The organism is Lentzea sp., assembly GCF_035525475.1.
Classification (GTDB): domain Bacteria; phylum Actinomycetota; class Actinomycetes; order Mycobacteriales; family Pseudonocardiaceae; genus Lentzea.
Genome location: NZ_DATLEC010000037.1, coordinates 15,060 through 38,312 on the forward strand (window position 1 = coordinate 15,060; position 23,253 = coordinate 38,312).

Below are 23,253 nucleotides of genomic sequence, written 5' to 3' on the forward strand. Positions count from 1 at the left end.
AGAATTTGGTGTTGCCAGCTGTAGCTAACAGCAAGGAAGTTGCAACAATCAAGATCCTAAGATGGCTGCGCTCGAGCGTGAGTCGTGCCAGCATCGAGAACATGACCAACGGAGTGCACTCTCACGAGCACAGTCACGGCGACGAGACCCACACGCACCCGCACGGCGCACATGAGCATGATCACGTCGAACACGAGCACACTCACTCGCACGGCGGCGAGGAGCATTCGCACACCCACGTGCACGACTCGGGTCACGTGGAGCAGCACGAGCACTCGCACTGAAACAGCACCCGTGCGAAGGCGGCCGCGCTAGGTTCTCCCCGAGCGGATGGGGGAAGCGTGGTCGCCAGGGTCGCACTGGGGTTGTTCGGCGTGCTCGCGGTCATCGGCGGGGCGATGCTCACCGCGATGGTCGTCAACTACTTCTGGGGCAGCGGGTACGTGCCCGAGCTCGACGAGATCGGCGGCTGGGGCACCCTGGCCGGCGCTGTCGCGCTGGGCATCTACGTCGGAGGGGTCGTCAAGGCGCACCCCGGGTACCGCGTGCTGGGCGGCGTCCTCGCGGGTGTCGTCGGGTTCGGTGTCACGTCGAACATCGCGACGCTGGTGTCGTTGACGGCAGGCAGGGGTGGCCCGCGCGGCAACCTCGAGGACGGGTCGCTCGGCTTCATCTGGATGGTCGCCGGGGTGTTCTTCGTCTGGGTGGCGCTGAAGGGCCGCTGGCCCGTCAGTGCGACTCGCGGGTGACCTCGCTGCCGCTGGAACCGATCAGGAAGTCCAGGTCGGCTCCGGTGTCGGCGCCGAGGACGTGGTCGACGTAGAGCCGTTCCCAGCCGCGCCCCGGTGACGCGAACGCCTCCGTCATCGCCGCGCTGGGCGTGCGGTCGAGGAAGTCCGGCGCCTCCACGTCGATCCGGCGGTTCTCGACGTCCAGCACGATGACGTCGCCCGTGCGGACCAGCCCGAGCGGGCCACCCGCCGCCGCTTCCGGTGCCACGTGCAGGACGACCGTGCCGTACGCGGTGCCGCTCATGCGCCCGTCGCAGATCCGGACCATGTCGCGCACGCCCTGTTCCAGCAGCTTCTTGGGCAACGGCATGTTGGACACCTCGGGCATGCCCGGATACCCGCGCGGCCCGCAGCCGCGCAGCACCAGCACGGAGTCCGCGTCCACGTCGAGGTCCGGGTCGTCGATGCGCGCGTGGAAGTCCTCGATGCTGTCGAACACCACGGCCCTTCCCCTGTGCTGCAACAGGTGCGCGGACGCGGCGGCCGGTTTGACCAGCGCGCCGGCCGGCGCCAGGTTGCCGCGCAGCACCGCGATCCCGCCCTCGGCGATGATCGGTTCCCGGCGGCTCCTGATCACCTCCGGGTCCCAGATCGGCGCGTCGTCGAGGTGGTCGGCGAGCGGCGTCCCGGTCACGGTCAGCGCCCTCGGGTCGAGCAGGTCGCGCACCTCCCGCAGCACGGCCAGAAGGCCGCCCGCGCGGTGGAAGTCCTCCATCAGGAACCGGCCCGCCGGCTGGAGGTCGACGAGCAGCGGCACGCCGGAACCGATGCGGTCGAAGTCGTCCAGCGTCAGGTCGATGCCGAGGCGCCCGGCTATCGCGAGCAGGTGCACCACGGCGTTCGTCGACCCGCCGATCGCGGCCAGCGCGACGATCGCGTTGTGGAAGTTGCCCTTCGTGAGGAACGTGCTGAGGCGCCGGTCCTTCTCGACCAGCTCGACCACCAGCCGCCCGGTGCCGTGCGAGGCCTCCAGCAGCCTGCTGTCCGGAGCCGGCGTCCCCGCCACACCGGGCACGACCGTGCCCAGCGCCTCCGCGACCAGCGCCATCGTCGACGCCGTGCCCATCGTGTTGCAGTGGCCGCGGCTGCGGATCATCGCCGACTCGGAGCGCATGAACTGCTCGCGCGACAACGTCCCGGCCCGCACCTCCTCGGACAGCCGCCACACGTCCGTGCCGCAGCCCAGCGGCACCCCGCGGAACGTGCCGGTCAGCATCGGCCCGCCGGGCACCACGACCGCCGGGATGTCCACGGACGCCGCGGCCATCAGCAGCGCCGGAATCGTCTTGTCGCACCCGCCGAGCAGCACCACGCCGTCGACCGGGTTGGCGCGCAGCATCTCCTCGGTGGCCATCGCGGCCATGTTGCGCCACAGCATCGCGGTGGGCCGGACGTTCGTCTCGCCCAGCGACACCACGGGCAGGTTCAACGGGACACCACCGGCCTCGCGCACACCGTTCGACACGGAGGCGGCGACATCGTTCAGGTGCGCGTTGCACGGCGTGAGGTCGCTCGCGGAGTTGGCGATGGCGATCTGCGGCCGGCGGAAGGCGTCGTCCGGTGCGCCGCGGCGCATCCAGGCGCGGTGGATGTAGGCGTTGCGGCCGTCACCGGCGTACCACTGCTCGCTGCGAAGTCCCACTGCGCCTCCAAGCGGTTCGATCTCGACCATAACGGCTGGAAGCGCGCGGGCATTGGGCCAGATCGACTGCCCGGAGGTGGTTTGCGTTCCCTCTATCGGGGTATCCGCGCCGTGCGTCAAGCAGTCGGCGCTGCTACCCCCTGCGGGCGGAAGGCGGTCGACGTGATGGCGGTGGAGCTGGACTACGCGTTGCGGGTCACGCGCGAACTGGGTCTCAGCGGTGAGTCTTCTTGTGTGGACCGTGAGAAGCCCTTACGGGTCTACATCGCGGTCGACGGGGAGCTCGCTGATCACCCCGGGCTTGATGTCGCCCTGCTGTGGACCTCGGGTCACGGCTGGGCTGTTGCGGTGGAGTCTCCCGGTGGGGCCGAGCTCACCGTGGTCGCGCATCTCAGGGGAGCGGTGGAGCCGCCGCCCCGGACGGTGGCCAAGTGGGTTCGGCGGTTGCTCGTGACGAGGGCCCCGTCGGTGTCGCCGACGGGGCACGTGGCTTGAGCGGGTCTTGTTGCGTGCGCTGGTTGCGGTTCCAGCGAAGGGGGCACCGGCCGTGCGAATGGTCACCTTGCGAGGTGGTCGCCCAGGCAGTGTCGACGCCGGGTTGCCCCCGTTCGGCTCGTGAGACGGGTCCGCCCCACCCGCGATGCGGATGGGGCGGACCTTTTCGGCGGGATCAGCTGACCGGGACCGGCTCAGCCTTGTTCTTGTTCTCTGACAGCTCGTCCAGCGCGGTGCCCTCGACGTCGAGTTCCGGCAGCCAGCGCAGCCACTTCGGCAGCCACCAGGCGCGTTCGCCCAGCAGTGCCAGTGCGGCGGGCACCAGGACCATGCGGACCACGAAGGCGTCCACGAAGATGCCCACGGCCAGGGCGAACGCGATCGACTTCACGGTCGGCTCGCCCGCGGGGACGAAGCCCGCGAAGACCGAGAACATGATCAGCGCCGCGGCCACGACGACCGGGGCCGCCTGGCGGAAGCCCGTGGTGATGGACTCGATCGCCTTGGCGCCCCGGTGGTGCGCCTCGTGCATCCTGGACACCAGGAAGATCTGGTAGTCCATCGCCAGGCCGAACAGGATGCCGATCACCAGGATCGGCGTGAGGCTGATCAGCGGGCCCGTGCCGTCGAGGTTGACCGCGCCGGCCAGCCAGCCCCACTGGAACACCGCGACCGTGGCGCCCAGCGACGCGCCGATGGTGAGCAGGAAGCCCAGCACGCCCACGACCGGAACCAGCAGCGAGCGGAACACCAGGACCAGCAGGACCAGGGCGAGGCCCACGACGACCGCCAGGTAGATCGGCAGCGCGCGGTCCAGGGACGTGGCGACGTCGACGCTCACGGCGGTGGCGCCGGTGACGTAGGCCTTGCCGCCGTCCAGGTCGGACAGCTCCGCGCGCAGGTCGGCGACCAGCTGCTCGGTCTCCGTGCTGTCCGGGCCGGACTTCGGGATGACCGTGACCATCGCGGACTTGCCGTCCTGGCTCGGCTGGGCGGGCGTCACGAGGGCGACGTCGGACAGCTTCGCGATCGGCTCCGCGGCCTTGGTGGCGGTCGCGGCGGCGCCTTCGCCCTCCACCAGCACGATGATCGGGCCGTTGAAGCCCTCGCCGAAGCCCTGCGCGAGGAGCTGGTTGGCGCGCTCCTGCGTGGAGCCCGCCGGCGGCTTCTGGATCAGCGTGGTGTCCATGGAGGCCACCGGGATCGAGACGATGCCCAGCGCCACGACGGAGAGCAGCAGTGCGACCACGCGGTTGCGGGTGATCGCGCCGCCCCAGCCGCGGATGACGCCGCGGTCCTTCGGTGCGGCGTCGGTGGCGGCGCGTTCCTTGCGGGTCAGCACGCGACGGCCGAGCATGCTCAGGACCGCGGGCACCAGCGTGATGGCGATCAGCACCGAGACGACGATCGTGGCCGCGGCCGAGACGCCCATCTGCGTGAGGAACGGGATACCCGCGATCGCGAGGCCCACCAGTGCGATGACGACGGTCAGACCGGCGGTGACGACCGCGGAACCGGCCGTGCCGACAGCGGTGGCGACGGCGTGGCCGACGTCCGCGCCGCGGCGCAGTTCCTGGCGGTAGCGGTTGATGATGAACAGCGCGTAGTCGATGCCGACCGCGAGTCCGAGCATGGAGGCGAGGATCGGCGTGGTCGACTGCAGGTCCATGAACCCGCTCACGATGGTGATGCCGAGCGTGCCGATGCCGACGCCGATGCCGGCGCTCAGCAGGTTCATGCCGGCGGTCACGAGCGAGCCGTAGGTCAGCGCGAGCACGACGAGCGCGAGCACGACACCGACGGCCTCGGTGGGACCGCCGACGTGCGGGGTCTCCTGCATCGCGGTGCCGCCGACCTCGACGGTCAGACCGGCCGCGCGGGCCTTGTCGACGGCCTTGATGAGCTCGGCGCGCTGCTCGTCGGTGACCTCACCGGGCTTCACGTCGTAGGTGACGGTGCTGTAGCCGACGTCGACGTCCTTGTTGACGCTCGGCGCCGCGGGGTCGAGCGGGTTCGTCGTCGACCGCACGCCTTTCAGCGCGGACTCGTCCGCCACCAGGTCGGTGATCACCTTGACGTGCTGCGGCAGCTTCTGTCCCTCGGGCGCCTTGAGGACGACGCGGGCGGAGGCGGTCTCACCGGAGCCGAACTTCTCCTGGATGCGCTCGAGCGCGGTCGTCGACTCCTGCCCGGGGATGGACATCGAGTTCGACGTCTCGCCACCCAGCGTGAAGGCGCCGACGCCGGAGCCGACGAGCACGAGCAGCCAGATCAGGACGACCAGGAGACGGTGCCTGTGCGCACCCTTTCCCAGTCTGTAGAGCAGTTTCGCCATGGTGGTCAGGCCTCCCGGTGCCCGAGTGCGTCATAACAGGTTGCGAGGATCAGGGGGCGCCACGTCGTCTTGTCACCGTTCTCCTGGTTGGCCAGGAGGGTGAGCACGGCCATGGCGCTGAGCGCGCCGACGATCCGGATGGCGCGCGGCAGTTCTTCTTGGGGCTTGATGACGAACATCTCGTTGAGCAGCAGCTCGTCCTGCGCCTGCTGCGGGTCCTCGCCCGGCGCCGTCATCGACCGGAACAGCAGCGAGACCATCCCAGGCCGGTCCAGCGCGTAGTCGGTGAGCAGCTCGATCGACCGCCGCTCCCGCGCCGTCCCCGCCGGCATGTCGCCGACCAGGTCGAGCACGTGCCGGCAGATGACGCGGCTCTGCTCCCACGCCGCTTCGAAGAGAGCGTCCTTGCTCGGGAAGTGGTGCAGCAGGCCGGCCTTGGACAGGCCGACGGCGTCGGCGAGCGACTTCAGCGAGGTCTGCTCGAAGCCGTGCCGCGCGAAGAGAGCGGCGGCGGCGTCGAGGATCTTCTCGTCGACGCCTGCCCTGAGCGGTCGTGGCATGACTTCGACTTTACGCCGTTTACCGACCGGTTCGGTAGGTAAACCGACCGAACCGGTCGGTGGCCTTCATCACTCCATCGGGGGAGTGGCTTCGGGTCGAGACGCAAGTCTGGATACCCGTGGTGACCGAGAGAAACCCGGCAGGGGTGGAGTTGTGGGAGCTGTGGTTGTCGAGGTGACTGGCAGCTACGTCGGACGACGGGACGGGGTTCGGTCCGGATGTGCTTCGCCAGACCGCGTGAGGGTCGAGCTCTGTGAGAATGGGCCGATGTTCGTCTTCGACGCGGAGCTGTGGCTCTGGGACGCCCGCCGCATGGACACGTGGACCTTCGTGACGCTGCCCGAGGACGTCTCGGACCAGATCCGCGACGTCGCCGTGCCCGGCGCGGGCTTCGGGTCGGTGAAGGTGCGCGCCGGCGTCGGGGCCAGCACCTGGTCCACCTCGGTCTTCCCCGACAAGCAGTCGGGGTGCTACGTCCTTCCGGTGAAAGCCGCGGTGCGCAAGAAGAACGACGTGGGGCCGGGGGACGTCATCGAGGTGACGGTCGAGCTCGTCTAGCGGTTCCAGTCGATGTCGGCGTAGATCGCGGCGTGGTCGCTGGCCGCGTGCACCTCGCCGGTCATGGTTTCGTAGACGTCCCAGCGGTTCCTGGTCCGCGGGCCGCGCCACACGCCCTTGCGGAAGATGCCGCCGCCGACGGCTTTCGCGAACAGCGCAGGGGTCAGCAGGACGTAGTCGATCTTGCCCTTCTCGTTCACGCCGCGGTACGTGCCGAGGCGGTGGTCCCAGTCGAAGTCCTCGTGCTCGCTGATGTCGCGCAGACCGGTGCGCTGGAACAACGGGCGCAGCGCCTCGCTGTCGGCGGTGTCGTTGAGGTCGCCGACCACGGCGATGTGCTCGTGGCCCTCGTCGCGCAGGCGGTTCACGATACGGGCGATGCGGACGGCCTGGCGGAAGCGGCGGCGGGCGCCCAACGGGTCGCCGGGTGTGCCGTAGCCCTTGGACTTCAGGTGGTTCACGAGGAGGACCACCTCGGGGCCCGCCGGGGTGCGGACGTGGTACTCGGCGCAGTCGCGGGAGAAGACGACGCCGGACTTGTCCCGCGCGTACACGTGGGTCCTGATGGTGATGACCTCGTGCGCGTCACGGGTCAGCAGGCCGACGTTGATGCCGCGCTCGTCGTTGCCGTCGATGAGGTGGACCTCCTCGTACGGGGTCCAGCCGACGTGCTTGAGCACGCTGGCGGAGAACATGCGCAGCAGCTCGCGCGACTCCGCCTCCACCACGCCGAGGACGTGGGCGCCGACGTCGCGCATCACCTGGGCCGTGTGGCGGGTCGCGAGCTCGCTGATGGGTTCGGTGGTGAGCTCGACCCAGCCGACCCACGACTCGCGACCGCTTGCCACGACTGAGGTCTCGCCCGTGCGGTGGCGGGCGAGGAAGCGGCCTCGGATGCGGCGCAGGACCGCGTACCTGCTGCGGTCACTTCGCAGCAGATCCAGGGTCGCATGTGGAGAAACGCGTTCGCCCTGGTCCGCTCGGGTGATCTCTCGCCGCGCGGGTGGTGCAGGGGAAGGCCCCGTGGCTGGGCTGCCGGGTCGTTGGTGACCGGGGCCTTCCCTCGGCGAGGACGGTGCCCGGTGAACCTAGGATGAACCTTGAATCCGCTGCTGAGGAGTGAAGAGTGGAGTTCGGGCTGCTCGGCGCCGTGGAGGTGCGCGACCGCGGTGCGCTGGTCGACGTCGGCCACGTCCGGCAACGGTCGGTGCTGGTCGCGCTGCTGGTGGAGCAGGGCAGGCCCGTGCCCGTCGACCGGTTGCTCGATCGCGTCTGGGGTGAACGGGCGCCGTTGCGGGCCCGCGAGACCCTCTACGGGTACGTGTCGAAGCTGCGCAAGCTGCTCGGGCTGGACATCGAGCGGTCGCCCGCGGGGTACCGGCTCACCGTGAGCCCGGAGCAGGTCGACCTGTTCCGCTTCCGCGCACTGGTGCGGGAGGGCGCGCTGGACGAGGCGCTGGCGTTGTGGCGCGGTCAGGCGGTCGAGGGGCTCGAGTCGGAGTGGTTCGACGCGCTGCGGGAGAGCCTGCACGCGGAACGCCTTGCCGTGGAACTGGATCGCAACGACGCGGCGCTCGCAGCCGGCCGGTGTTCGGCGCTGTTGCCCGAGTTGCGGCGGGCGGCCGACGAGCGCCCGCACGACGAACGGCTTGCCGCGCAACTGATGCTCGCTCTGCACAGGTCTGGCAACGACGCGGAGGCGTTGCTGCACTACGACACCATGCGCCGCCGGCTGGCCGACGAGCTCGGCGTGGACCCGAGCAAGCCGTTGCAGGACGCGCACCAGCGCATCCTGACCGGGGGTTCCGCGGTGAGTCCTCGGCAGCTGCCCGCGCCGCACCCGTGGTTCACCGGACGCGCGGAGGAGCTGGCCGCACTGACGTCGCCCGGCACCACCACCATCGGCGGGACGGGCGGCATCGGGAAGACGGCCCTCGCGGTGCACTGGGCCCACCGGCACCTCGACGAGTTCCCCGACGGCCAGCTCTACGTCAACCTGCGCGGCTTCGACCCGGCCGCCGAACCGACGCCGCCCGAGGCGGTGCTGCGCGAGTTCCTGGAGGCGCTGGGGGAGGAGACGATTCCGCAGGGACTGGACGCACGGGCCGCGCGCTACCGAGGTGTGGTGCGAGGCCGGCGCATGCTGGTGTTGCTCGACAACGCCCGCTCCACCGAGCAGGTCGTCCCGCTGCTGCCCGGCCCGGACGCCACGGTGCTCGTCACGAGCCGGCTCAAACTGGCGGGACTGGTGGCCGCGCACGGCGCCAGGTCGGTCTCGCTCGACGTGCTGGACCCGGCCGACGCCCGCGAGTTCCTCGTCGCACGGCTCGGCGCCGCTCGTGTCGCGGCGGAACCCGAGGTGGTCGCGGACCTGGTGACCTGGTGCGGCGGCCTGCCGCTGGCGTTGTCGATCGTCGCCGCGCGGGCCGCGATGGAGCCGGACTTCCCGCTGGCGGTCTTCGCCGGGGAGCTGCGGGAACAACGGCTCGACGCACTGGACGCGGGCGAGATCGGCACGAACCTGCGCGCGGTCTTCTCCTGGTCCGTGGCGGCGCTGTCGGACGAGGCGGCGCGCGCGTTCGGGCTGCTGGGGACCGTGGGCACGGCGGATGTCAGCCTCGCGGCGGCCGCCGCACTGCTGGACAGGCCCGTCACGCGGACGCGGATGGTGCTGCGCGAGCTGGAGAACGCGCACCTCGTGCAGCAGCACGTGCCGGGCCGCTTCCGGATGCACGACCTGGTCGGGCTGTACGCGGCGGACCTCCTGGCCGACGCGGGGTCGCGGCTGGCCGACTTCTACGCCTCCACCGCTCGGGCCGCCGCGCTCACGCTGGAACCGCACAAGGTGTTGCCGGACCACGAAAGCGGTCACGTCCTCGCCTTCGACGACAGTGCCGCCGTGATGGCCTGGTTCGACGCCGAGCACGCCTGCCTGCTGACCGAGCAACGGCAAGCATTGGAGCACAAGGACTTCGACGTCGCCTGGATGATCGGCCGCACGCTGAACAACTACCACCTCCGCCGCGGCCGCACCCACGACGACGTCGAGGCGTGGCTGGTGGCCCTGCGCGCCGCGGAAGCGCTGGGCGACGACCTCAAGCAGGCCACCGCGCACATGTGCCTCGGCGCGAACTACGTCGAGCTGCGCCAGTCGTCGTGGGGACACCGGCACTTCGACCACGCCCTGAGGCTCTTCGACGGCATCGGCGACCACGAGGCGCACGGCGGCGCGCACCGGGCGATGGCGTGGGCGGCGGAGTTCGAGGGCGACCTGGAGAAGGCCCTGGACCACTCGCTGCGGGCGCTGGAGCAGTTCCGCGCGGCCGGGTCGGAGATCCGCGAGGCCGAGGCGCTGAACGAGGCCGGCTGGCGGTACGCGTGCCTGGGCCGCTACGCCGAGGCGCGCACGTTCTGCGAGGAAGCCGTGCTGCTCAACGGCAAGCTCGGCCACGCGGAGGGCTCGGCGGCCACTTTGGACAGTCTTGCCCACATCGCCCACCACGACGGCAGGCACGCGGACGCCGTCGCGCACTACCGCGAGGCGGTGCGGCTGTACCGGGAGCTGGACAACTCCGCCGAGGAGGCGACGGTGCGGGAGCACCTCGGCGACGTCCACGCGGCGGCGGGGGAGGCCGATCTGGCGCGCGAGCAGTGGGAACGGGCGCTGGAGCTGTACCGGGAGCAGGGCCGCACCGCGGAGGAGACGGCCCTGGCGAACCGGATTCAGGGCGTGTCCGACAGATAGGCGGGGTTCGGGACGGGGCGATGCGACAGAGGGCGGGAATGGCCGCGACGTACAATCACAGTGGGGGCGAAGCACCAAGCCGACATCACGGCACCGGTGTGAGGGAGGGGTCGGGATGTTCGGCTGGAAGAAGAAGCGCAACGGTCTGAACGATCTGATGGAGCAGCTCAGGCCCGACCTGAGTCGGGAATCACTCGGTGTCGGGCCCGGCTTCCCGGGCATCGCCCCGAACCCGCTCCTGAGCGGTGATGCACGGAAGCGCGCCGCGGAACTGCGCACGGGGGTGCTTGCGCTCGGCGTTCTCGTCGGCTGGCGGGAGGTCAACAGCAATCCACGCGTGGTCCTGATGTTCGACGTGGAGACCGCCGACGGCGTCTCGTTCCGCGGTATCGCGGACGAAGACCTCACGATCACCGAGCTCACCCGGCTCGCCCCGGGACAGACGCTGCCCGTGCGCTACCGGCCGGCCGTCATGGACCACTACGTCTCCCTCGCCCGGGACGCGGACCCCGCCCACGTGCAGCAGCTCTCCGACAAGATCGCGAGCCGCAGGCGGACCTGACCAGGAGCCTTTGGCCGGATCCCCGGGGCGTGTCCGGCAAAGGTTGAACGTCCAGGACGAATCCAGCGGTCGAGCCGCGCCCTAGACCCGGCTCATCTGCCGGCCGCTCTCGATCAGCTCGTCGGTGAACGAGTCGAGCGCCCGCGCGAAGTCGCGCTGGTCCGGCTCGTGCCAGTCCTCCAGCTGGTCGAGCAGCCAGCGCCGCCACGCCTGCACGAGCTGGGCGAACACGTCCGCGCCCCGGTCGGTGAACCGGTAGCCGTCGTCGTTGAACGCCAGGTGCCCCGACCGCACGAGGGTCTGCGCGGTCGGCTCGAAGATGCCGCCGGGGACCGAGGTCATCTCGCCGATCTCGTCGAGCGTGGCCACGCAGTCGTCCCTCGACGCCTTGTACACGCGGCCGAGCAGCCAGGCCTGTTCCAGCGGCAGGTCGACGCCCGAGCGGCGGAGCACGGCCGGGCCGGGGGTGCCGCCGGACCGGGCTGCGACCGCGGACACCAGCCTGCGCAGTTCGTCGTAGGAGTTGGACGGTGGCGCGGCGAAGCTCTCGCCCACGCCGTTGTTGCCGGCCGCGGCCGCACGGGAGGTGTCGCGCAGCTGCACCTGGGGCAGGAAGAACGCCACGGCCAGGGCGACGAGGCCGATCGGGGCGGCGATCAGGAACATCGTCTGCACGGTTTCGGCGTACCCGGTGACGATCGGCGCCTTGACGGCCTCGGGCAGCGCGTGGACGGCGGCCGGGCTCGCGATGGCGCGCGGGTCGACGCCCGGCGGGACCACCAGGTGGTGCGGCAGCTGGTTGGCGTAGATCGTGCCGAAGATCGCGACGCCGAACGAGCTGCCCATCGTGCGCAGGAAGCTGATGCCGGACGTCGCGACGCCGAGGTCGCTGTAGTTCGTGGTGCTCTGCACGACGATCACCGGCACCTGCATGACCAGGCCGATGCCCGCGCCCAGCACCGCCATGAACGCGCCCATGGCCCAGTAGCTGGTGGAAGCGTCCAGTCTGGACAGCAGGAACAGGCCGATCGAGAGCCCGGCCGAGCCCGCGAGCGGGAAGGCCCGGTACTTGCCGGTGCGGCTGATGGTGTTGCCGGTCAGCAGCGCGGTCGCCATCAGCCCGGCGATCAGCGGCAGCATCCACAGGCCGGACGACGTGGCCGACTCGCCGCGCGCGTACTGCAGGTAGATCGGCAGGTACGTGATGCCGCCGAGCATCGCGAACCCGACGACGAAGCTCAGGATGCCCGACACCGTGAACACCCTGCTGCGGAACAGCCTCATCGGCAGCATCGGCTCGGCCGCGCGCTGCTCGACGAGCACGAACGCCACCAGCAGGACGACCGACCCGGCCGCCATCCCCAGGATCGTCGGTGACGTCCACGGGTACTCGGTGCCGCCCCAGCTCGTGACCAGCGTCAGCCCGGTCGCCGCCAGCGCGATCAGCGCGATGCCGGCGTAGTCGATCTTCGGACGGGCGTCGGTCCTGATGGTCGGCAGGGCGGCCAGCGCCACGCACACGACGGCGATGCCCAGCGGGATGTTCACGTAGAACGCCCAGCGCCAGCTCAGGTGGTCCACGAACAACCCGCCGAGCAACGGCCCCGCCACGGTCGCGATGCCGAACACCGCGCCCGCGAAGCCCTGGAACTTGCCGCGGTCCTTCAACGGCACGACGTCCGCGATGATCGCCGTCGAGGTGACCATGAGCCCGCCCGCGCCGAGGCCCTGCACCGCGCGGAACGCGATGAGCGTGCCCATCGACTCCGACCAGCCCGCGAAGAACGACCCGACCAGGAACAGCGCGACGCTGATCACGAACGTCCGCTTGCGGCCGTAGAGGTCGCCGAACTTGCCGATCAGCACCGTCATGATCGTCTCGGCGAGCAGGTACGACGTCACCACCCACGACAGGTGCGCGCCGCCCCCGAGATCGGCCACCATCGTCGGCAGCGCGGTGGACACGATCGTCTGGTCGAGGGCGGCCAGCAGCATGGCGAGCAGCACGGCCGCGACGACCAGGTTCCGCCGGCGGGTGTCGATCATCTCGGGCACCGGGCGATGATGGCGCAGGTTTCCCGGCTCCGCAGGCCGGGCGGAGGGGAAGGGCACGATGGGGGCAAAGGCCGCGCTCGTGGTGTTCGGTGACGTCAAAGCCCGATGGCATGGTGGTCCGCTTTCACAACGCCGAAGACCACGGCCGGTCCGACTCGGTGGCCGTCGGGATGGTCGGGTTCACGGCCGGGAACCCGCTGTCGGTCGTGCCGCACGGCTTCCGCGTGACCCGGCCGGACCAGCCAGAACACGACACCGCCGTGGCGCGGGTGACGCCGGCGCCGGCCGGTGCGCTGGTCCCGCTCACCGAGGAGTCCTAGGGTCGGGGCAGAGCACGAAGGAGGCTGCCTTGATCTTCATCACCGCCAAGTTCCGCGTCCTGCCCGAGCACGCCGAGGCCTGGCCCGACCTCAGCAGGAGCTTCACCGAGGCCACCCGCGCCGAACCCGGCTGCCTGTGGTTCGACTGGTCGCGCAGCCTCGAAGACCCGAACGAGTACGTGCTGGTCGAGGCGTTCCGCGACGGCGACGCGGGCGGTGCGCACGTGAACTCCGCGCACTTCAAGAACGCTCAAAAGGAACTGCCGCAGTACCTGGCCGAGACGCCGCGCATCGTCAGCCAGGTCGTCGAGCAGGACGACTGGTCGCGGCTCGGCGAGATGGAGGTTCCGCCACGCGGGTGAGCCTGGCCCGGATCGTTGAGCGCGGGCGGTCGCACCGTGAGGATGGCGCGATGGACACCTTCGTGGAGTTGTCCGCCGAGCTGACCGGGTTCTCGGCGGAGGAGCTGAGGTCGACCGGACTGGTCGAGCAGTACCGCGCGCTGGCCGAGGGCGCGTCCGAGGCCGAGATCATCCAGCTCTGGTACACCGGGGTCTGGCGCGGGACCGTTCCGAGCGCCCGCGCCTACGCCGAAGGGCTCGCGTGGAAGGCCGCCGGGGTCGCCGCGCCGGGCACCCGCGGGCCCGGCTTCGGCAGCTGGGAACGCAGACCTGGGAACGGCCTCCGGTGAGGGCCGTGGTCGTCGGCGCGGGGTTCGCCGGCTCGCTGGTCGCGAAGGTGCTGGGGGACAACGGGTTCCGCGTGCTCGTGCTGGAGGCGGGCGCCGAGGCCGACCACGACGACGCGGTCGGCAGGTACCGCACCGCGGTGGTCAGGACGCCGCTCGTACCGTTCCGCACGACCGCCGCCGCGCCGTCGAGCGACTACGTGGTCACCACCGGGCCGCACTCGCTCGGGAGCCCGTACCTGCGCATGAACGGGGGCACCGGTACCGCCTGGACCGGCATCACACCCCGGATGCGCCCCGACGACTTCCGCACCGGCGACCTCGGGCGCGGCCGCAACTGGCCGCTGTCCTACGACGACCTGGAGCCGTACTACCGCGCGGCGGAGTGGGAGATCGGGATCGCCGCCGACGCCGACGAGCAACGACAGCACGTTCCCGTCGCCGACGGCTACCGCTATCCGATGCACGCGTTGCCCCGCACGTTCCTCGACGACACCGTCGCGTCCGTTGTGGACGGTCAACGGATCGACGGCCGCGAGCTCCTGGTCGTCGGCACACCGCAGGCGCGCAACGGTGTCCCGGTCGACGGCTACCAGCCAGACGGACGCCTCTGCGCCGGTTTCGCGAGCTGCGTGCCGGTCTGCCCGGAGAACGCCAAGTACACGCCTCATCGGACGCAGAAGCGGTGGTCGTCCACCGTCGAGCTGCGCACCCGGTGCGTGGTGAACCGCGTGCACGCCGACCAGTCCGGCCGCATCACGAAGGTCAGCTACCAGCGCTACGAGGACGACACGACCGGCGCGCACACCTGTCACGAGGAGGAGGCCGACGTCGTCGTCCTCGCCGCGCACGCCATCGAGAACGCCAAGCTGCTGCTGCTGTCCGGACTCGCGAACAGCAGCGGCCAGGTCGGCCGCAACCTCATGGGCCACCCGGTGCTGCTGACGTGGGCGCTGATGCCGCACCCGGTCGGCCCGTTCCGCGGACCGGGCTCGACGACCGGCATCGAGACGTTCCGGTCAGGTCCCGAGCGCCGTGCGCGGGCGCCGTTCCGCATCGAGATCGGCAACTGGGGCTGGGGCTGGCCTGCGGGCAGCCCCAGTTCGGACACGGCCGAGTTCGTCGCGGCGGGCCTGCGGGGCGCAGCGCTGCGCAAGGCGGTGGCGGACCGCGTGAGCCGGCAGTTCAGCCTCCAGATCGAGGTCGAGCAGGAGGCCGACCCGGCGAACCGCGTCACGCTCGCACCGGACCCCGACGCGCTCGGCACCCCACGGCCGTCCGTCCACTACGAGCTCTCCGACTACGTGAAGGACGGCCTGCTGGCGGCGAAACGGGTGTCCGACCGCATCTTCGAGATGCTCGGGGCCGAGGACTTCACGGCGTACAAGCCGGACGACGGGAACTACCTCGAACACAAGGGCGAACCGCTCCGGTACTGGGGCGCCGGGCACAGCGGCGGCACGCACGTGATGGGCGCGTCGCCGCGCGACTCCGTCGTGGACGAGTGGCAGCGCTGCTGGGACCACCCCAACCTGTACGCGGTGGGCTGCGGCAGCATGCCGTCCCTCGGCACGTCGAACCCGTCGCTCACGATGGCCGCGCTCGCCCTGCGCACCGCCGATCACCTCGTGTCGCGGGCACGCTGAAGAAGTTCCGCGCAGAATGTCGAAGCTCCGCGACGTCGATCGACGCAGGGGTGGTGGCGCGCGACGCCGCCAGTCGACAACGAGGAGAGAGAACATGCGGTTCATGCTCATGCACCGGGTCCAGGAGGACGACAACGCCTCCTGGGAACCGAACCCGGAGCTCGTCGAGCGGATGAACGCGTTCGTCGGGAAGCTGACGGCGGACGGCGTCATGCTCGGTGCCGAGGGCGTGCAGAAGGTCGGCGCGGTGGTGCGCAGGCGCGGCACGGCGATCAGGTCGGTCGACGGCCCGTTCGCCGAGGCCAAGGAGGTCGTCGGCGGGTTCCTGCTGATCAACGCGAAGGACCTGGCCGAGGCCACGGCGATCGCCGAGGAGTACATCACCTGCTTCGCCGGCGTCGAGGAGATGTCGGTCGAGGTGCGCCAGGTCGTCGAGTTCGAGGACATCGAGCCCTACCTGACCAAGTAGCCCAGCTCGACGACGAACCACTCGCCGTCCAGGGAACAGGGCCCACCGGGGTGCAGCCGCACGTCCTCGCCGTCGAGAGCGGCGAGGACGTGCGGCCCCTCCAGGTCCAGCGCCGCGTCGGACACCGTGCGCACGCTGACGTCGCCCGGCGCGATGTCCAGCGGCTCGCCCGCGTTCTCGCCGAGGTCCTTCAGCTCGACGAGCCGGTTGCGGTGTGGGCCACGTGTGCGTCCGGCCTCATCGGCACCACGGCGTCCCCGAGGCCGAAGCGGTCGCGCACCGACGATCCGGGCGGAAGCAGGCGTGGGCGCGCAGGCCCGAGTCGGTGAGGTGCAGCGCCACGAACGAGTCCCGGCGCAGCTCGCGCAGGCGCACCGGTCCGCGCAGCCCGAACACCCACAGGCCGGGGATCCGATCGCCCACCCGCACCGGCCCGAGTGCTCCGAACCGGTCCAGTACTTCCAGCGTGCGCGTCGGAACGGTGCCGGTCGTGTTCATCCGTCCTCCCCACCCCCTATGTTCGAGCACGAGGGTGCCTCCGGGGGAGGGAACATGCGGAAAGCGGTTTCAGCCGTTCTGCTCACGCTGGTCGTCGCCGGGTGCGGGACACCGCCACCACCGGCGCGGGAGAAGACCGAGGTCAGCTACCTGACGTCGTTCAACACGTTCGGCCGTGACGCCTACGCCTACGTGGCGCAGGAGAAGGGCTTCTTCGACGAGGCCGGGCTCGACGTCACGATCACGCCCGGCACCGGCAGCGTCGACGTGCTCAAGCTGGTCGCGGGCGGCAGAGCGGACTTCGGCGTCGCGGACTTCACCGCCACCGCGATCACCGTCGCCAGGGAGAGGCTGCCGGTCACCACGATCGCGGCCGTGCAGCAGAAGTCGCTCGCCGCGATCGTGGCGCTGGAGGGCGGTGGGATCCGCGAGCCCGCCGACCTGGCCGGCAAGAGGATCGGCGACCAGCCGGGCTCGACCAACCAGGTGATGTTCCCCGTCTACGCCAAGGCGGCGGGAATCGACCCGGACACCGTCCAGTTCGTGCCGTCCGCCCCGCCCGCCCTGCCGCAGCTGCTCGCCGCGGGACAGGTCGACGGCATCGGCCAGTTCGTCGTCGGCAAGCCGCTGATCGAGGCGGCGGCGAAGGGCAGGAAGGCGGTGGTGCTGCCGTACGGCGACCTCGTGCCGGACCTCTACGGCAACGCGCTGGTGACGTCGAAGGAGATCGCTGCGAACAGGGCCGAGCTGGCCGGGAGGTTCGCCGGGGCGTTGCTGAAGGGCCTGGAGTACTCGGTCGAGCACCCGGACGAGGTCGGGCCGATCCTCAAGAAGTACCAACCGGCCCAGGACGTGATCGTGGCCAACACCGAGGTCAGGCTGATGGAGCCGTTCGTCAGCCCGCCCGGCTACACCGGACGCGTCGGCGGCCTGAACGAGCTCCGCGTCGAGAAGATCATCCAGACGCTCGTCGAGGCGGGCGCGATCCCCGACGGGTCGGTGCGCCCCGCCGACCTCGTGTCCTTCGGGCTGGCCCCGAAGTGATCAGCCTGCACCAGGTCTCGCACACCTTCGGCGGCGTGCGGGCGGTGGAGGGCGTCGACCTGGACGTCGGCGAGCACGAGTTCGTCGCGGTGATCGGGCGGTCGGGGTGTGGCAAGTCGACGTTGCTGCGCCTCGTCGCCGGTCTCCTCACGCCGACCGGAGGACGGGTCTTCGTGGCGGGGGAGGAGGTCACGAGGCCGCGCCGGGACGTCTCGGTCATGTTCCAGCGCCCGGCGTTGCTGCCGTGGCGGACGGTGCTGGCCAACGTCCTGCTGCCGGCCGAGATCCTCGGCCTGCGCGACCACAGGGCCCGTGCGCACGAGCTCCTGGAGCTGGTCGGGCTGGGCGGGTTCGCGACACGGCTGCCGCACGAGCTGTCGGGCGGCATGCAGCAGCGGGTGTCGCTGTGCCGGTCGTTGATCCAGAGCCCGCGGGTGATGCTGATGGACGAGCCGTTCTCCGCGCTCGACGCGATCACGCGCACCGACCTTTCCCTGGAACTCCAACGGGTTCAGCGGGAGCACCCGCGTTCGGTCCTGTTCGTCACGCACTCCATCGACGAGGCCGTGCTGCTCGCCGACCGGATCGTCGTGCTCACCCCGCGACCCGGCCGCGTCCACGCGGTCGTCGACGTCCGCCTGCCGCGGCCGCGCGCTCTCGGGCAGGTGGAGCTGGACGAGGTGAGCCGGTCGTTGCGGGCGGTGCTGGGCGAGGTGACGGTGTGAGGACCGCGTTGCCGGTGCTGGGTCTGCTGGCCATGGTCGGTCTGTGGTGGCTGGCGACGATCGTCTTCGGCATCGAGCCGTTCCTCGTCCCGTCACCGGCCGACGTGGTGGCCGAGTTCCTGGAGCTGCCGGGGTATCTGCTCGAGCAGGCCGTCATCACGTTGTGGGAGGCGGTGTCCGGGTTCGCACTGTCCGTTGTGGTCGGTGTGCCGGTGGCGTTGCTGATCGTGGGGTCGAGGGTGCTGGAGCGGATGTTCTACCCGTTGCTGGTGGCGCTCAACGCCGTGCCGAAGGTCGCCCTGGCGCCGCTCGTGGTGGTATGGTTCGGGTTCGGCATCTCGTCGAAGGTGGTCATGGTCGTCCTGGTGTCGATCTTCCCGATCGTCCTCTCGACCGCGTCCGGCATGAAGTCGACGCCCCAGGAGCTGGTGGAGCTGTTCCGGTCGCTGGACGCCACCCGCACGCACGAGTTCTTCAAGCTGCGGCTGTGGCACGCGTTGCCGCAGATCTTCGTCGGGCTGAAGGTGGCGGTCACGCTCGCCGTCATCGGCGCGGTGATCGGGGAGTTCGTCGGCTCCGGGGCAGGGCTGGGCTTCGTGATCTCGCAGTCGGGCGGCAGCGCCAACACCGCGCTGGCGTTCGCGGCGATGGCACTGCTCGCGGTCATCAGCGTCGGGCTGTTCTACGGATTGTCGTTCGCGGAGCGGAAGCTGGTGCCCTGGGCGGAGGAACGCCGTTAGCGGGCCAGCCGGTCGAGCAGCTCGCCGAGCAACGCGCGCTCGCCCGGCGTGAGGTCTCCGGGGTCTTCGTCGACCAGCGCGCGGAGCGTGAGCGCCGAGCTCTTGCGGCTCGCCGCCGCCTCGGCGGCCGGGACGTGCAGCACTCCGGCCAGTGCGGACTCGCGCACGCGCTCGGACAGGCCGAAGTCCGGCTCCGGCTGGGAGATCAGGGTCAGCGTGACGCCGACGTTCGCGGCGAGGACCTGCTCCGCGGCGTCGTCCGCCGGTGCCTTCAGCAGCCCCTTCCTGGCGGCCTCGGTGAACCGTTCGCGCAGCGCGGCGTGTGCCGGCGCGGTGACGGCGCAGGGCTTGCCCGGTTCGGCGCGGCCGTAGAGCAGGCCGTAGAACGACGGGTGCTCCAGCCCGAACCGCACGTGCTGGTCCCAGCCCGCCCGCAGGTCGCCGAGCGGGTCACCGGAGCTCTCCACCGCCATGTACTGGGTGAAGCCGTGGTTGAGCACGGCGTCGATCAGGCCCTGCTTGCTGCCGAAGTGGTGGTAGAGCGTCGGCGCCTGCACACCGGCGCGGTCGCACACCGCCCTCGTGGACACCGTGCCGCCGTTCTCCAGCAACTCCGCGGCCGCCAGCAGGAGCCGATCCCGTGCGTTCTGCATGTCGCTATAGTAGCCCATATAGCGCTACATTGAGCGCTATAGCGAAGGGAGAAGCTCATGAGGACCTGGTTCATCACCGGTGGGACGCCCGGCGGGTTCGGGATGGCTTACGCCGAGGCGGCGCTGGAGCTCGGGGACCGGGTGGTGCTGACCGCGCGCCGCCCCGCCGAGCTGGAGGAATGGGCGGCGGCGCACGGCGACCGCGTGCTGGTGCTGCCGCTCGACGTCACCGACGCCGGGCAGGTGCGGGCAGCGGTCGCGGCGGCGGAGGAGCGGTTCGGCGGCATCGACGTCCTCGTCAACAACGCGGGCCGCGGCTGGTACGGCTCGGTGGAGGGCACTCCCGGCGAGACGGTCCGCCGCACGTTCGACCTCAACCTGTTCGCGGTGGTGGAGGTGGTGCGCGCGGTCCTGCCGGGCATGAGGGCACGCGGCGGCGGCTGGATCGTGACCATGTCATCGCTGGCGGGGCTCGTCGGCGTGGAGGGCTTCGGCTACTACTCGGCGGCGAAGTTCGCGCTCGAAGGCCTGTCGGAGACGCTGCGCCAGGAGGTCGCGCCGTTCGGCGTGCGCGTGCTGGTGGTCGAGCCGGGATCGTTCCGCACCAAGGCTTACGCGGGTTTCCAGGACGAACCGGTCGACGAGACCGTCGATGCCTACGCCGAGCTGGTGAAGGGCATCCGGGCGACGTTCGCGGAGCAGGACGGCAAGCAGCCGGGCGATCCCGAACGCGGTGTGCGGGCCGTGATCAGCGCGATGAACGCGCCAGAGCCGCCGCACCGGCTGGTGCTCGGCGGCGCCGCGCACGACGCCGCCGTTGCGATGCACGAGCACGCACTCGTGGAGCTTCTCGCGAACGAGAAGCTCTCACGCGGTGCGGATTTCTAGCCTGCGGACCCGCCCGCGGCGAGGCGCATCAGGTCCGAGTCGAAGTCGATCGACAGCTCGGTGCCGCCCGCGCTGCCGAACTCGTGCTGGTAGCGGCCCCACGACTCGTCGCGGACGGTCTTCTCGAACCCGGCGGCCATGAGCGCCACCAGTTCGAGGGCCGCGCGGTCGATGCGCTTGCCCAGGCCGGGGTCGGTCCAGTCCTCGGTCGCGGCGAACAGCGACGTCGGCACCACGACCGTGCGCAGGTAGGCGAACAGGCCGCGCATCTGGTCGTCGACCACGAGCGCGTGCCGGGCGGTGCCGGCGGTCGCGGCGAGCACGACGGGCTTCGCGATCAGCAGGTCGTTGTCGAGGATCTGGAAGAACGACGTGAACAGCCCGCTCGCGCCCGCCTTGTAGACGGGAGTGCTCGCGACGATGCCGTCCGCGTGCTGCAGCGCGGTGATCGCCTTCTGCAGCTTGGCGCCGATGTGGTTGGACACCAGGGCGTTCGCGATCTCACCGGCGAGCTCGCGCAGCTCGACGGTCTGCACGCCGACGGTCATCTGCTTCTGCTGCCCGAGGGTGGCGGCGCGCTGGGCGACGCGGTCGGCGAGCAGGCGGGTGGACGACGGGTCGCTCGTGCCGGCCGACACCACCACGAGCTGGAACTGTGTGGTCATCTCTCCTCGTTCCCGGCCAGTTTGCCGGTGATCACTGCGAGCTGGTCGAGCTCTTCCTGGCTCAGCACGCTCAGGGCTCTGGTGACGCTGCGGGCGTGCGGGCGGCCGATCTCGCGCTGGGTCTCCCGGCCCGCCGGGGTGAGCGACAGGCGCACACCCCGGCGGTCGCCGAGATCGGGGCAGCGTTCGACCAGGCCCCGGTCGACCAGGCGGTCGACCATGCGGGACAGGGCCGGCTGGCTCAGCAGCACGTGGCGGTTCAGCTCACTCATCCTGAGTGGACTGTCGCACTTAGACAGCTGGTACAGCACGTCGTACTCCCGCATGGTCAGCTCGCCCCAGACGTCCTCCGCGTTGAACTGCTTCATCAGCACGGCGTAGGCCCTCATCAGGGACTCCCACGCCTCGTTCGCACGGGTCATGGTCCTACTCGGCGTCCTGGTAGGGCGAGCCGCCCGTGACGTTGTCGCCGCGGTTGGCGTTCGGCTTCGGCTGACGCGCGGGCTTGTCGCCGTACTTGTCCCTGACGCGGCCCGCGTGCGTCGGCGGCTTGGCGGTCTCGGGGTCCTGGCGCGACTCGATCTCCTTGCGCAGCACCGGGACCACCTCCTCGCCCAGCAGGTCGAGCTGGTTGAGCACGGTCTTGAGCGGCAGGCCGGCGTGGTCCATCAGGAACATCTGGCGCTGGTAGTCGCCGAAGTGCTCGCGGAAGGTCAGCGTCTTGTCGATAATCTCCTGCGGGCTGCCGACCGACAGCGGCGTCTGCTCCATGAAGTCCTCCATCCGCGGCCCGTGGCCGTAGACGGGGGCCTCGTTGAAGTACGGGCGGAACTCCTTGATCGCGTCCTGCGACCGCTTGGCGATGTACGCCTGGCCGCCGAGACCGACGATCGCCTGCTTCTCCGTGCCGTGGCCGTAGTGCGCGTACCGCTGGCGGTAGAACTTGATCAGCCGCATGTAGTGCTCCTTCGGCCAGAAGATGTTGTTGGCGAAGAAGCCGTCGCCGTAGTAGGCGGCCTGCTCCGCGATCTCCGGCGTGCGGATCGACCCGTGCCACACGAACGGCGGCACGTCGTCGAGCGGCCGCGGCGTGGAGGTGAATCCCTGCAACGGGGTGCGGAACTTCCCCTCCCAGTCCACGACGTCCTCGCGCCACAACCGGTGCAGCAGGTTGTAGTTCTCCAGCGCCAGCGGCAGGCTCTGCCGGATGTCGGCGCCGAACCACGGGTAGACCGGCGCGGTGTTACCGCGGCCCAGCATCAGGTCCATGCGGCCCTTCGCCAGGTGCTGCAGCATCGCGTACTCCTCGGCGATGCGCACCGGGTCGTTCGTGGTGATCAGCGTCGTCGCGGTGCTGACGATCAGCTTCCTGGTCTTCGCCGCGATGTGCGAGAGCAGCGTGGTGGGCGCCGACGAGAAGAACGGCGGGTTGTGGTGCTCGCCGATCGCGAACACGTCGAGCCCGACCTCCTCGGCCTTCTCGGCGATCTGCACGATCGCGTCGATCCGCTCGGCCTCGCTGGGGGTCTCGCCGCTCACCGGATCCCTGGTGATGTCGCTCACCGAGAACACTCCGAACTGCACGGTCCCCGCCTCCTTCAAGTCTGGTGATTAATGCGTTTGCATCTACCTTAACGCGCAGGGCTCCGAGCTATTCCCATCGCGCAGGTCACACGCCAGAGGGATCGGTCAGCGCCGCGGCGGCGTCCGGGGTCAGGTCCCAGCCCTGCGCGTACGCCGAGGCGTACTCCTCGGCGCCGAGCGCGGCTTCGCAGCGGAGGACGAGCTCACGAACCCGGTGGTCGGTGCGCTCGTGCGCGCCTCGCAGCCGGGCCGCCGCCCCGAGCAGCACGGCCGGTTCGCGCCGTCGTCCGAGCGCCTCGGCGAGCGCGGCCGCGATCACCGCCACCAGCGACAGGACCGGCAACTCTCCCGACGCCAGTGCGGCGGCACGTGCCTTCCTCAACGCCACCTCCGCGCCCGTCACGTCACCCCGTGCCAGGCACAGCGCGGCCCGCGTGCTGCCGGCCAGCGTCCGCGTCCGGTGCGTGGTGTCGCGGAGCAGCGGCTCGACGCCGTCGAGCAGGGCGCCCGCCTCGCCGAGGTCACCGAGCCGCACCCGCAGGTCGGCCTCCGTCACGTCGACGAGCACCCGCAGGTCCGCCGAAGACCC

The 23,253-nt window shown here is 70.6% G+C and carries 26 protein-coding genes and 1 pseudogene; 15 read left to right on the top strand and 12 right to left on the bottom strand.

Going from position 1 to position 23,253, the window contains the following annotated elements:
* Window positions 1–101 precede the first annotated feature (101 nt).
* Both VM306_RS05670 and VM306_RS05675 read left to right on the top strand, forming a co-directional pair.
* Window positions 102–284, top strand: a complete 183-nt coding sequence (locus tag VM306_RS05670) for a zinc transporter Slc39a7 (protein ID WP_325511619.1) — start codon at window positions 102–104, stop codon at window positions 282–284.
* A gap of 57 nt (window positions 285–341) precedes the next feature.
* Entirely contained in the window at window positions 342–749 is a 408-nt protein-coding gene (locus VM306_RS05675) for a hypothetical protein (protein ID WP_325511621.1), read from the top strand.
* Here VM306_RS05675 and VM306_RS05680 read toward each other — a convergent pair.
* Window positions 730–2,433 carry a dihydroxy-acid dehydratase gene (locus tag VM306_RS05680; protein ID WP_325511623.1) on the bottom strand — a complete coding sequence of 568 codons (1,704 nt, stop codon included), beginning with the start codon at window positions 2,431–2,433 and terminating at the stop codon, window positions 730–732. The two genes, VM306_RS05675 and VM306_RS05680, sit on opposite strands and share 20 nt — an antisense overlap.
* 165 nt (window positions 2,434–2,598) lie before the next feature.
* Between VM306_RS05680 and VM306_RS05685 the strand changes: the two genes are divergently transcribed.
* Complete coding sequence (locus VM306_RS05685) at window positions 2,599–2,928, top strand: DUF6292 family protein (RefSeq protein ID WP_325511625.1); 330 nt, start codon at window positions 2,599–2,601, stop codon at window positions 2,926–2,928.
* Window positions 2,929–3,103: 175 nt separating this feature from the next.
* Here the strand turns inward: VM306_RS05685 and VM306_RS05690 are convergent, their stop codons facing one another.
* Together VM306_RS05690 and VM306_RS05695 are read right to left on the bottom strand one after the other, a co-directional pair.
* Complete coding sequence (locus VM306_RS05690; protein WP_325511627.1) at window positions 3,104–5,263, bottom strand: MMPL family transporter; 2,160 nt, start codon at window positions 5,261–5,263, stop codon at window positions 3,104–3,106.
* 5 nt (window positions 5,264–5,268) lie between these two features.
* Window positions 5,269–5,823, bottom strand: coding sequence for a helix-turn-helix domain-containing protein (locus VM306_RS05695; RefSeq protein ID WP_325511629.1), 555 nt, complete (start codon window positions 5,821–5,823; stop codon window positions 5,269–5,271).
* Window positions 5,824–6,091: 268 nt separating this feature from the next.
* On the opposite strand from VM306_RS05695, the gene VM306_RS05700 reads away from it, so the two are divergent.
* The gene (locus tag VM306_RS05700; RefSeq protein WP_325511631.1) at window positions 6,092–6,382 is read left to right on the top strand and encodes a DUF1905 domain-containing protein; all 291 of its coding nucleotides are present in this window, start codon (window positions 6,092–6,094) and stop codon (window positions 6,380–6,382) included.
* On the opposite strand, the gene VM306_RS05705 is transcribed toward VM306_RS05700, so the two are convergent.
* Window positions 6,379–7,230 carry an endonuclease/exonuclease/phosphatase family protein gene (locus VM306_RS05705; protein WP_325511633.1) on the bottom strand — a complete coding sequence of 284 codons (852 nt, stop codon included), beginning with the start codon at window positions 7,228–7,230 and terminating at the stop codon, window positions 6,379–6,381. The genes VM306_RS05700 and VM306_RS05705 overlap by 4 nt on opposite strands.
* 278 nt (window positions 7,231–7,508) lie before the next feature.
* Here VM306_RS05705 and VM306_RS05710 point away from each other — a divergent pair, with 278 nt between their 5' ends.
* Window positions 7,509–10,127, top strand: coding sequence for an AfsR/SARP family transcriptional regulator (locus VM306_RS05710; protein ID WP_325511635.1), 2,619 nt, complete (start codon window positions 7,509–7,511; stop codon window positions 10,125–10,127).
* Between the two features lie 115 nt (window positions 10,128–10,242).
* A complete protein-coding gene (locus VM306_RS05715) occupies window positions 10,243–10,689 on the top strand; it encodes a hypothetical protein (RefSeq protein WP_325511637.1) in 447 nt (148 codons plus the stop codon).
* An 81-nt stretch (window positions 10,690–10,770) separates the two neighbouring features.
* On the opposite strand, the gene VM306_RS05720 is transcribed toward VM306_RS05715, so the two are convergent.
* Window positions 10,771–12,735 (bottom strand): MDR family MFS transporter, encoded by a 1,965-nt coding sequence (locus VM306_RS05720; protein ID WP_325511669.1) that lies wholly within the window; start codon window positions 12,733–12,735, stop codon window positions 10,771–10,773.
* Between the two features lie 98 nt (window positions 12,736–12,833).
* Here VM306_RS05720 and VM306_RS05725 point away from each other — a divergent pair, with 98 nt between their 5' ends.
* The 5 genes from VM306_RS05725 to VM306_RS05745 all read left to right on the top strand — a co-directional run bounded on the left by VM306_RS05725 (window position 12,834) and on the right by VM306_RS05745 (window position 15,867).
* A complete protein-coding gene (locus tag VM306_RS05725; RefSeq protein WP_325511639.1) occupies window positions 12,834–13,064 on the top strand; it encodes a hypothetical protein in 231 nt (76 codons plus the stop codon).
* A 29-nt stretch (window positions 13,065–13,093) separates the two neighbouring features.
* Entirely contained in the window at window positions 13,094–13,426 is a 333-nt protein-coding gene (locus VM306_RS05730; protein WP_325511641.1) for a putative quinol monooxygenase, read from the top strand.
* A 50-nt stretch (window positions 13,427–13,476) separates the two neighbouring features.
* The gene (locus VM306_RS05735; protein WP_325511643.1) at window positions 13,477–13,755 is read left to right on the top strand and encodes a hypothetical protein; all 279 of its coding nucleotides are present in this window, start codon (window positions 13,477–13,479) and stop codon (window positions 13,753–13,755) included.
* Complete coding sequence (locus VM306_RS05740) at window positions 13,752–15,398, top strand: GMC family oxidoreductase (protein ID WP_325511645.1); 1,647 nt, start codon at window positions 13,752–13,754, stop codon at window positions 15,396–15,398. The genes VM306_RS05735 and VM306_RS05740 overlap by 4 nt, the downstream gene beginning before the upstream one ends.
* A gap of 94 nt (window positions 15,399–15,492) precedes the next feature.
* Complete coding sequence (locus VM306_RS05745) at window positions 15,493–15,867, top strand: YciI family protein (protein WP_325511647.1); 375 nt, start codon at window positions 15,493–15,495, stop codon at window positions 15,865–15,867.
* Here the strand turns inward: VM306_RS05745 and VM306_RS05750 are convergent.
* Window positions 15,852–15,992 carry a hypothetical protein gene (locus tag VM306_RS05750; RefSeq protein WP_325511649.1) on the bottom strand — a complete coding sequence of 47 codons (141 nt, stop codon included), beginning with the start codon at window positions 15,990–15,992 and terminating at the stop codon, window positions 15,852–15,854. The two genes, VM306_RS05745 and VM306_RS05750, sit on opposite strands and share 16 nt — an antisense overlap.
* Before the next feature lie 112 nt (window positions 15,993–16,104).
* The gene (locus VM306_RS05755; RefSeq protein ID WP_325511651.1) at window positions 16,105–16,365 is read right to left on the bottom strand and encodes a hypothetical protein; all 261 of its coding nucleotides are present in this window, start codon (window positions 16,363–16,365) and stop codon (window positions 16,105–16,107) included.
* Between the two features lie 54 nt (window positions 16,366–16,419).
* On the opposite strand from VM306_RS05755, the gene VM306_RS05760 reads away from it, so the two are divergent.
* The 3 genes from VM306_RS05760 to VM306_RS05770 are packed head-to-tail and all read left to right on the top strand — an operon-like array spanning window position 16,420 to window position 18,874.
* Window positions 16,420–17,409 carry an ABC transporter substrate-binding protein gene (locus tag VM306_RS05760; protein WP_325511653.1) on the top strand — a complete coding sequence of 330 codons (990 nt, stop codon included), beginning with the start codon at window positions 16,420–16,422 and terminating at the stop codon, window positions 17,407–17,409.
* Window positions 17,406–18,134 carry an ABC transporter ATP-binding protein gene (locus VM306_RS05765; protein WP_325511655.1) on the top strand — a complete coding sequence of 243 codons (729 nt, stop codon included), beginning with the start codon at window positions 17,406–17,408 and terminating at the stop codon, window positions 18,132–18,134. Before VM306_RS05760 ends, VM306_RS05765 begins: the two co-directional genes overlap by 4 nt.
* Window positions 18,131–18,874: an ABC transporter permease gene (locus VM306_RS05770; RefSeq protein WP_325511657.1), complete on the top strand. Its 744-nt coding sequence runs from the start codon at window positions 18,131–18,133 to the stop codon at window positions 18,872–18,874. The genes VM306_RS05765 and VM306_RS05770 overlap by 4 nt, the downstream gene beginning before the upstream one ends.
* Here VM306_RS05770 and VM306_RS05775 read toward each other — a convergent pair.
* Complete coding sequence (locus VM306_RS05775) at window positions 18,871–19,527, bottom strand: TetR/AcrR family transcriptional regulator (protein WP_325511659.1); 657 nt, start codon at window positions 19,525–19,527, stop codon at window positions 18,871–18,873. The two genes, VM306_RS05770 and VM306_RS05775, sit on opposite strands and share 4 nt — an antisense overlap.
* Before the next feature lie 57 nt (window positions 19,528–19,584).
* Between VM306_RS05775 and VM306_RS05780 the strand changes: the two genes are divergently transcribed.
* Window positions 19,585–20,415, top strand: a complete 831-nt coding sequence (locus VM306_RS05780; protein ID WP_325511661.1) for an SDR family NAD(P)-dependent oxidoreductase — start codon at window positions 19,585–19,587, stop codon at window positions 20,413–20,415.
* On the opposite strand, the gene VM306_RS05785 is transcribed toward VM306_RS05780, so the two are convergent.
* The 4 genes and pseudogenes from VM306_RS05785 to VM306_RS05800 form a co-directional block, all read right to left on the bottom strand.
* Window positions 20,412–21,080 carry a CE1759 family FMN reductase gene (locus VM306_RS05785; RefSeq protein ID WP_325511663.1) on the bottom strand — a complete coding sequence of 223 codons (669 nt, stop codon included), beginning with the start codon at window positions 21,078–21,080 and terminating at the stop codon, window positions 20,412–20,414. The genes VM306_RS05780 and VM306_RS05785 overlap by 4 nt on opposite strands.
* Window positions 21,077–21,502: a MarR family winged helix-turn-helix transcriptional regulator gene (locus VM306_RS05790; RefSeq protein WP_325511665.1), complete on the bottom strand. Its 426-nt coding sequence runs from the start codon at window positions 21,500–21,502 to the stop codon at window positions 21,077–21,079. Before VM306_RS05790 ends, VM306_RS05785 begins: the two co-directional genes overlap by 4 nt.
* 4 nt (window positions 21,503–21,506) lie before the next feature.
* The gene (locus tag VM306_RS05795; RefSeq protein ID WP_325511667.1) at window positions 21,507–22,664 is read right to left on the bottom strand and encodes an LLM class flavin-dependent oxidoreductase; all 1,158 of its coding nucleotides are present in this window, start codon (window positions 22,662–22,664) and stop codon (window positions 21,507–21,509) included.
* 85 nt (window positions 22,665–22,749) lie between these two features.
* Window positions 22,750–23,253, bottom strand: a pseudogene (locus VM306_RS05800) (AfsR/SARP family transcriptional regulator); the annotation flags it as partial.

Excerpts from the sequence above, each read along its gene's own strand:
- VM306_RS05670 (WP_325511619.1), top strand. The coding sequence starts at position 102 with ATGACCAACGGAGTGCACTCTCACGAGCACAGTCACGGCGACGAGACC.
- VM306_RS05685 (WP_325511625.1), top strand. The coding sequence starts at position 2,599 with ATGGCGGTGGAGCTGGACTACGCGTTGCGGGTCACGCGCGAACTGGGT.
- VM306_RS05690 (WP_325511627.1), bottom strand. The coding sequence starts at position 5,263 with ATGGCGAAACTGCTCTACAGACTGGGAAAGGGTGCGCACAGGCACCGT.
- VM306_RS05695 (WP_325511629.1), bottom strand. The coding sequence starts at position 5,823 with ATGCCACGACCGCTCAGGGCAGGCGTCGACGAGAAGATCCTCGACGCC.
- VM306_RS05700 (WP_325511631.1), top strand. The coding sequence starts at position 6,092 with ATGTTCGTCTTCGACGCGGAGCTGTGGCTCTGGGACGCCCGCCGCATG.
- VM306_RS05715 (WP_325511637.1), top strand. The coding sequence starts at position 10,243 with ATGTTCGGCTGGAAGAAGAAGCGCAACGGTCTGAACGATCTGATGGAG.
- VM306_RS05720 (WP_325511669.1), bottom strand. The coding sequence starts at position 12,735 with ATGATCGACACCCGCCGGCGGAACCTGGTCGTCGCGGCCGTGCTGCTC.
- VM306_RS05735 (WP_325511643.1), top strand. The coding sequence starts at position 13,477 with ATGGACACCTTCGTGGAGTTGTCCGCCGAGCTGACCGGGTTCTCGGCG.
- VM306_RS05745 (WP_325511647.1), top strand. The coding sequence starts at position 15,493 with ATGCGGTTCATGCTCATGCACCGGGTCCAGGAGGACGACAACGCCTCC.
- VM306_RS05755 (WP_325511651.1), bottom strand. The coding sequence starts at position 16,365 with ATGAACACGACCGGCACCGTTCCGACGCGCACGCTGGAAGTACTGGAC.
- VM306_RS05760 (WP_325511653.1), top strand. The coding sequence starts at position 16,420 with ATGCGGAAAGCGGTTTCAGCCGTTCTGCTCACGCTGGTCGTCGCCGGG.
- VM306_RS05775 (WP_325511659.1), bottom strand. The coding sequence starts at position 19,527 with ATGCAGAACGCACGGGATCGGCTCCTGCTGGCGGCCGCGGAGTTGCTG.
- VM306_RS05780 (WP_325511661.1), top strand. The coding sequence starts at position 19,585 with ATGAGGACCTGGTTCATCACCGGTGGGACGCCCGGCGGGTTCGGGATG.
- VM306_RS05785 (WP_325511663.1), bottom strand. The coding sequence starts at position 21,080 with ATGACCACACAGTTCCAGCTCGTGGTGGTGTCGGCCGGCACGAGCGAC.
- VM306_RS05790 (WP_325511665.1), bottom strand. The coding sequence starts at position 21,502 with ATGACCCGTGCGAACGAGGCGTGGGAGTCCCTGATGAGGGCCTACGCC.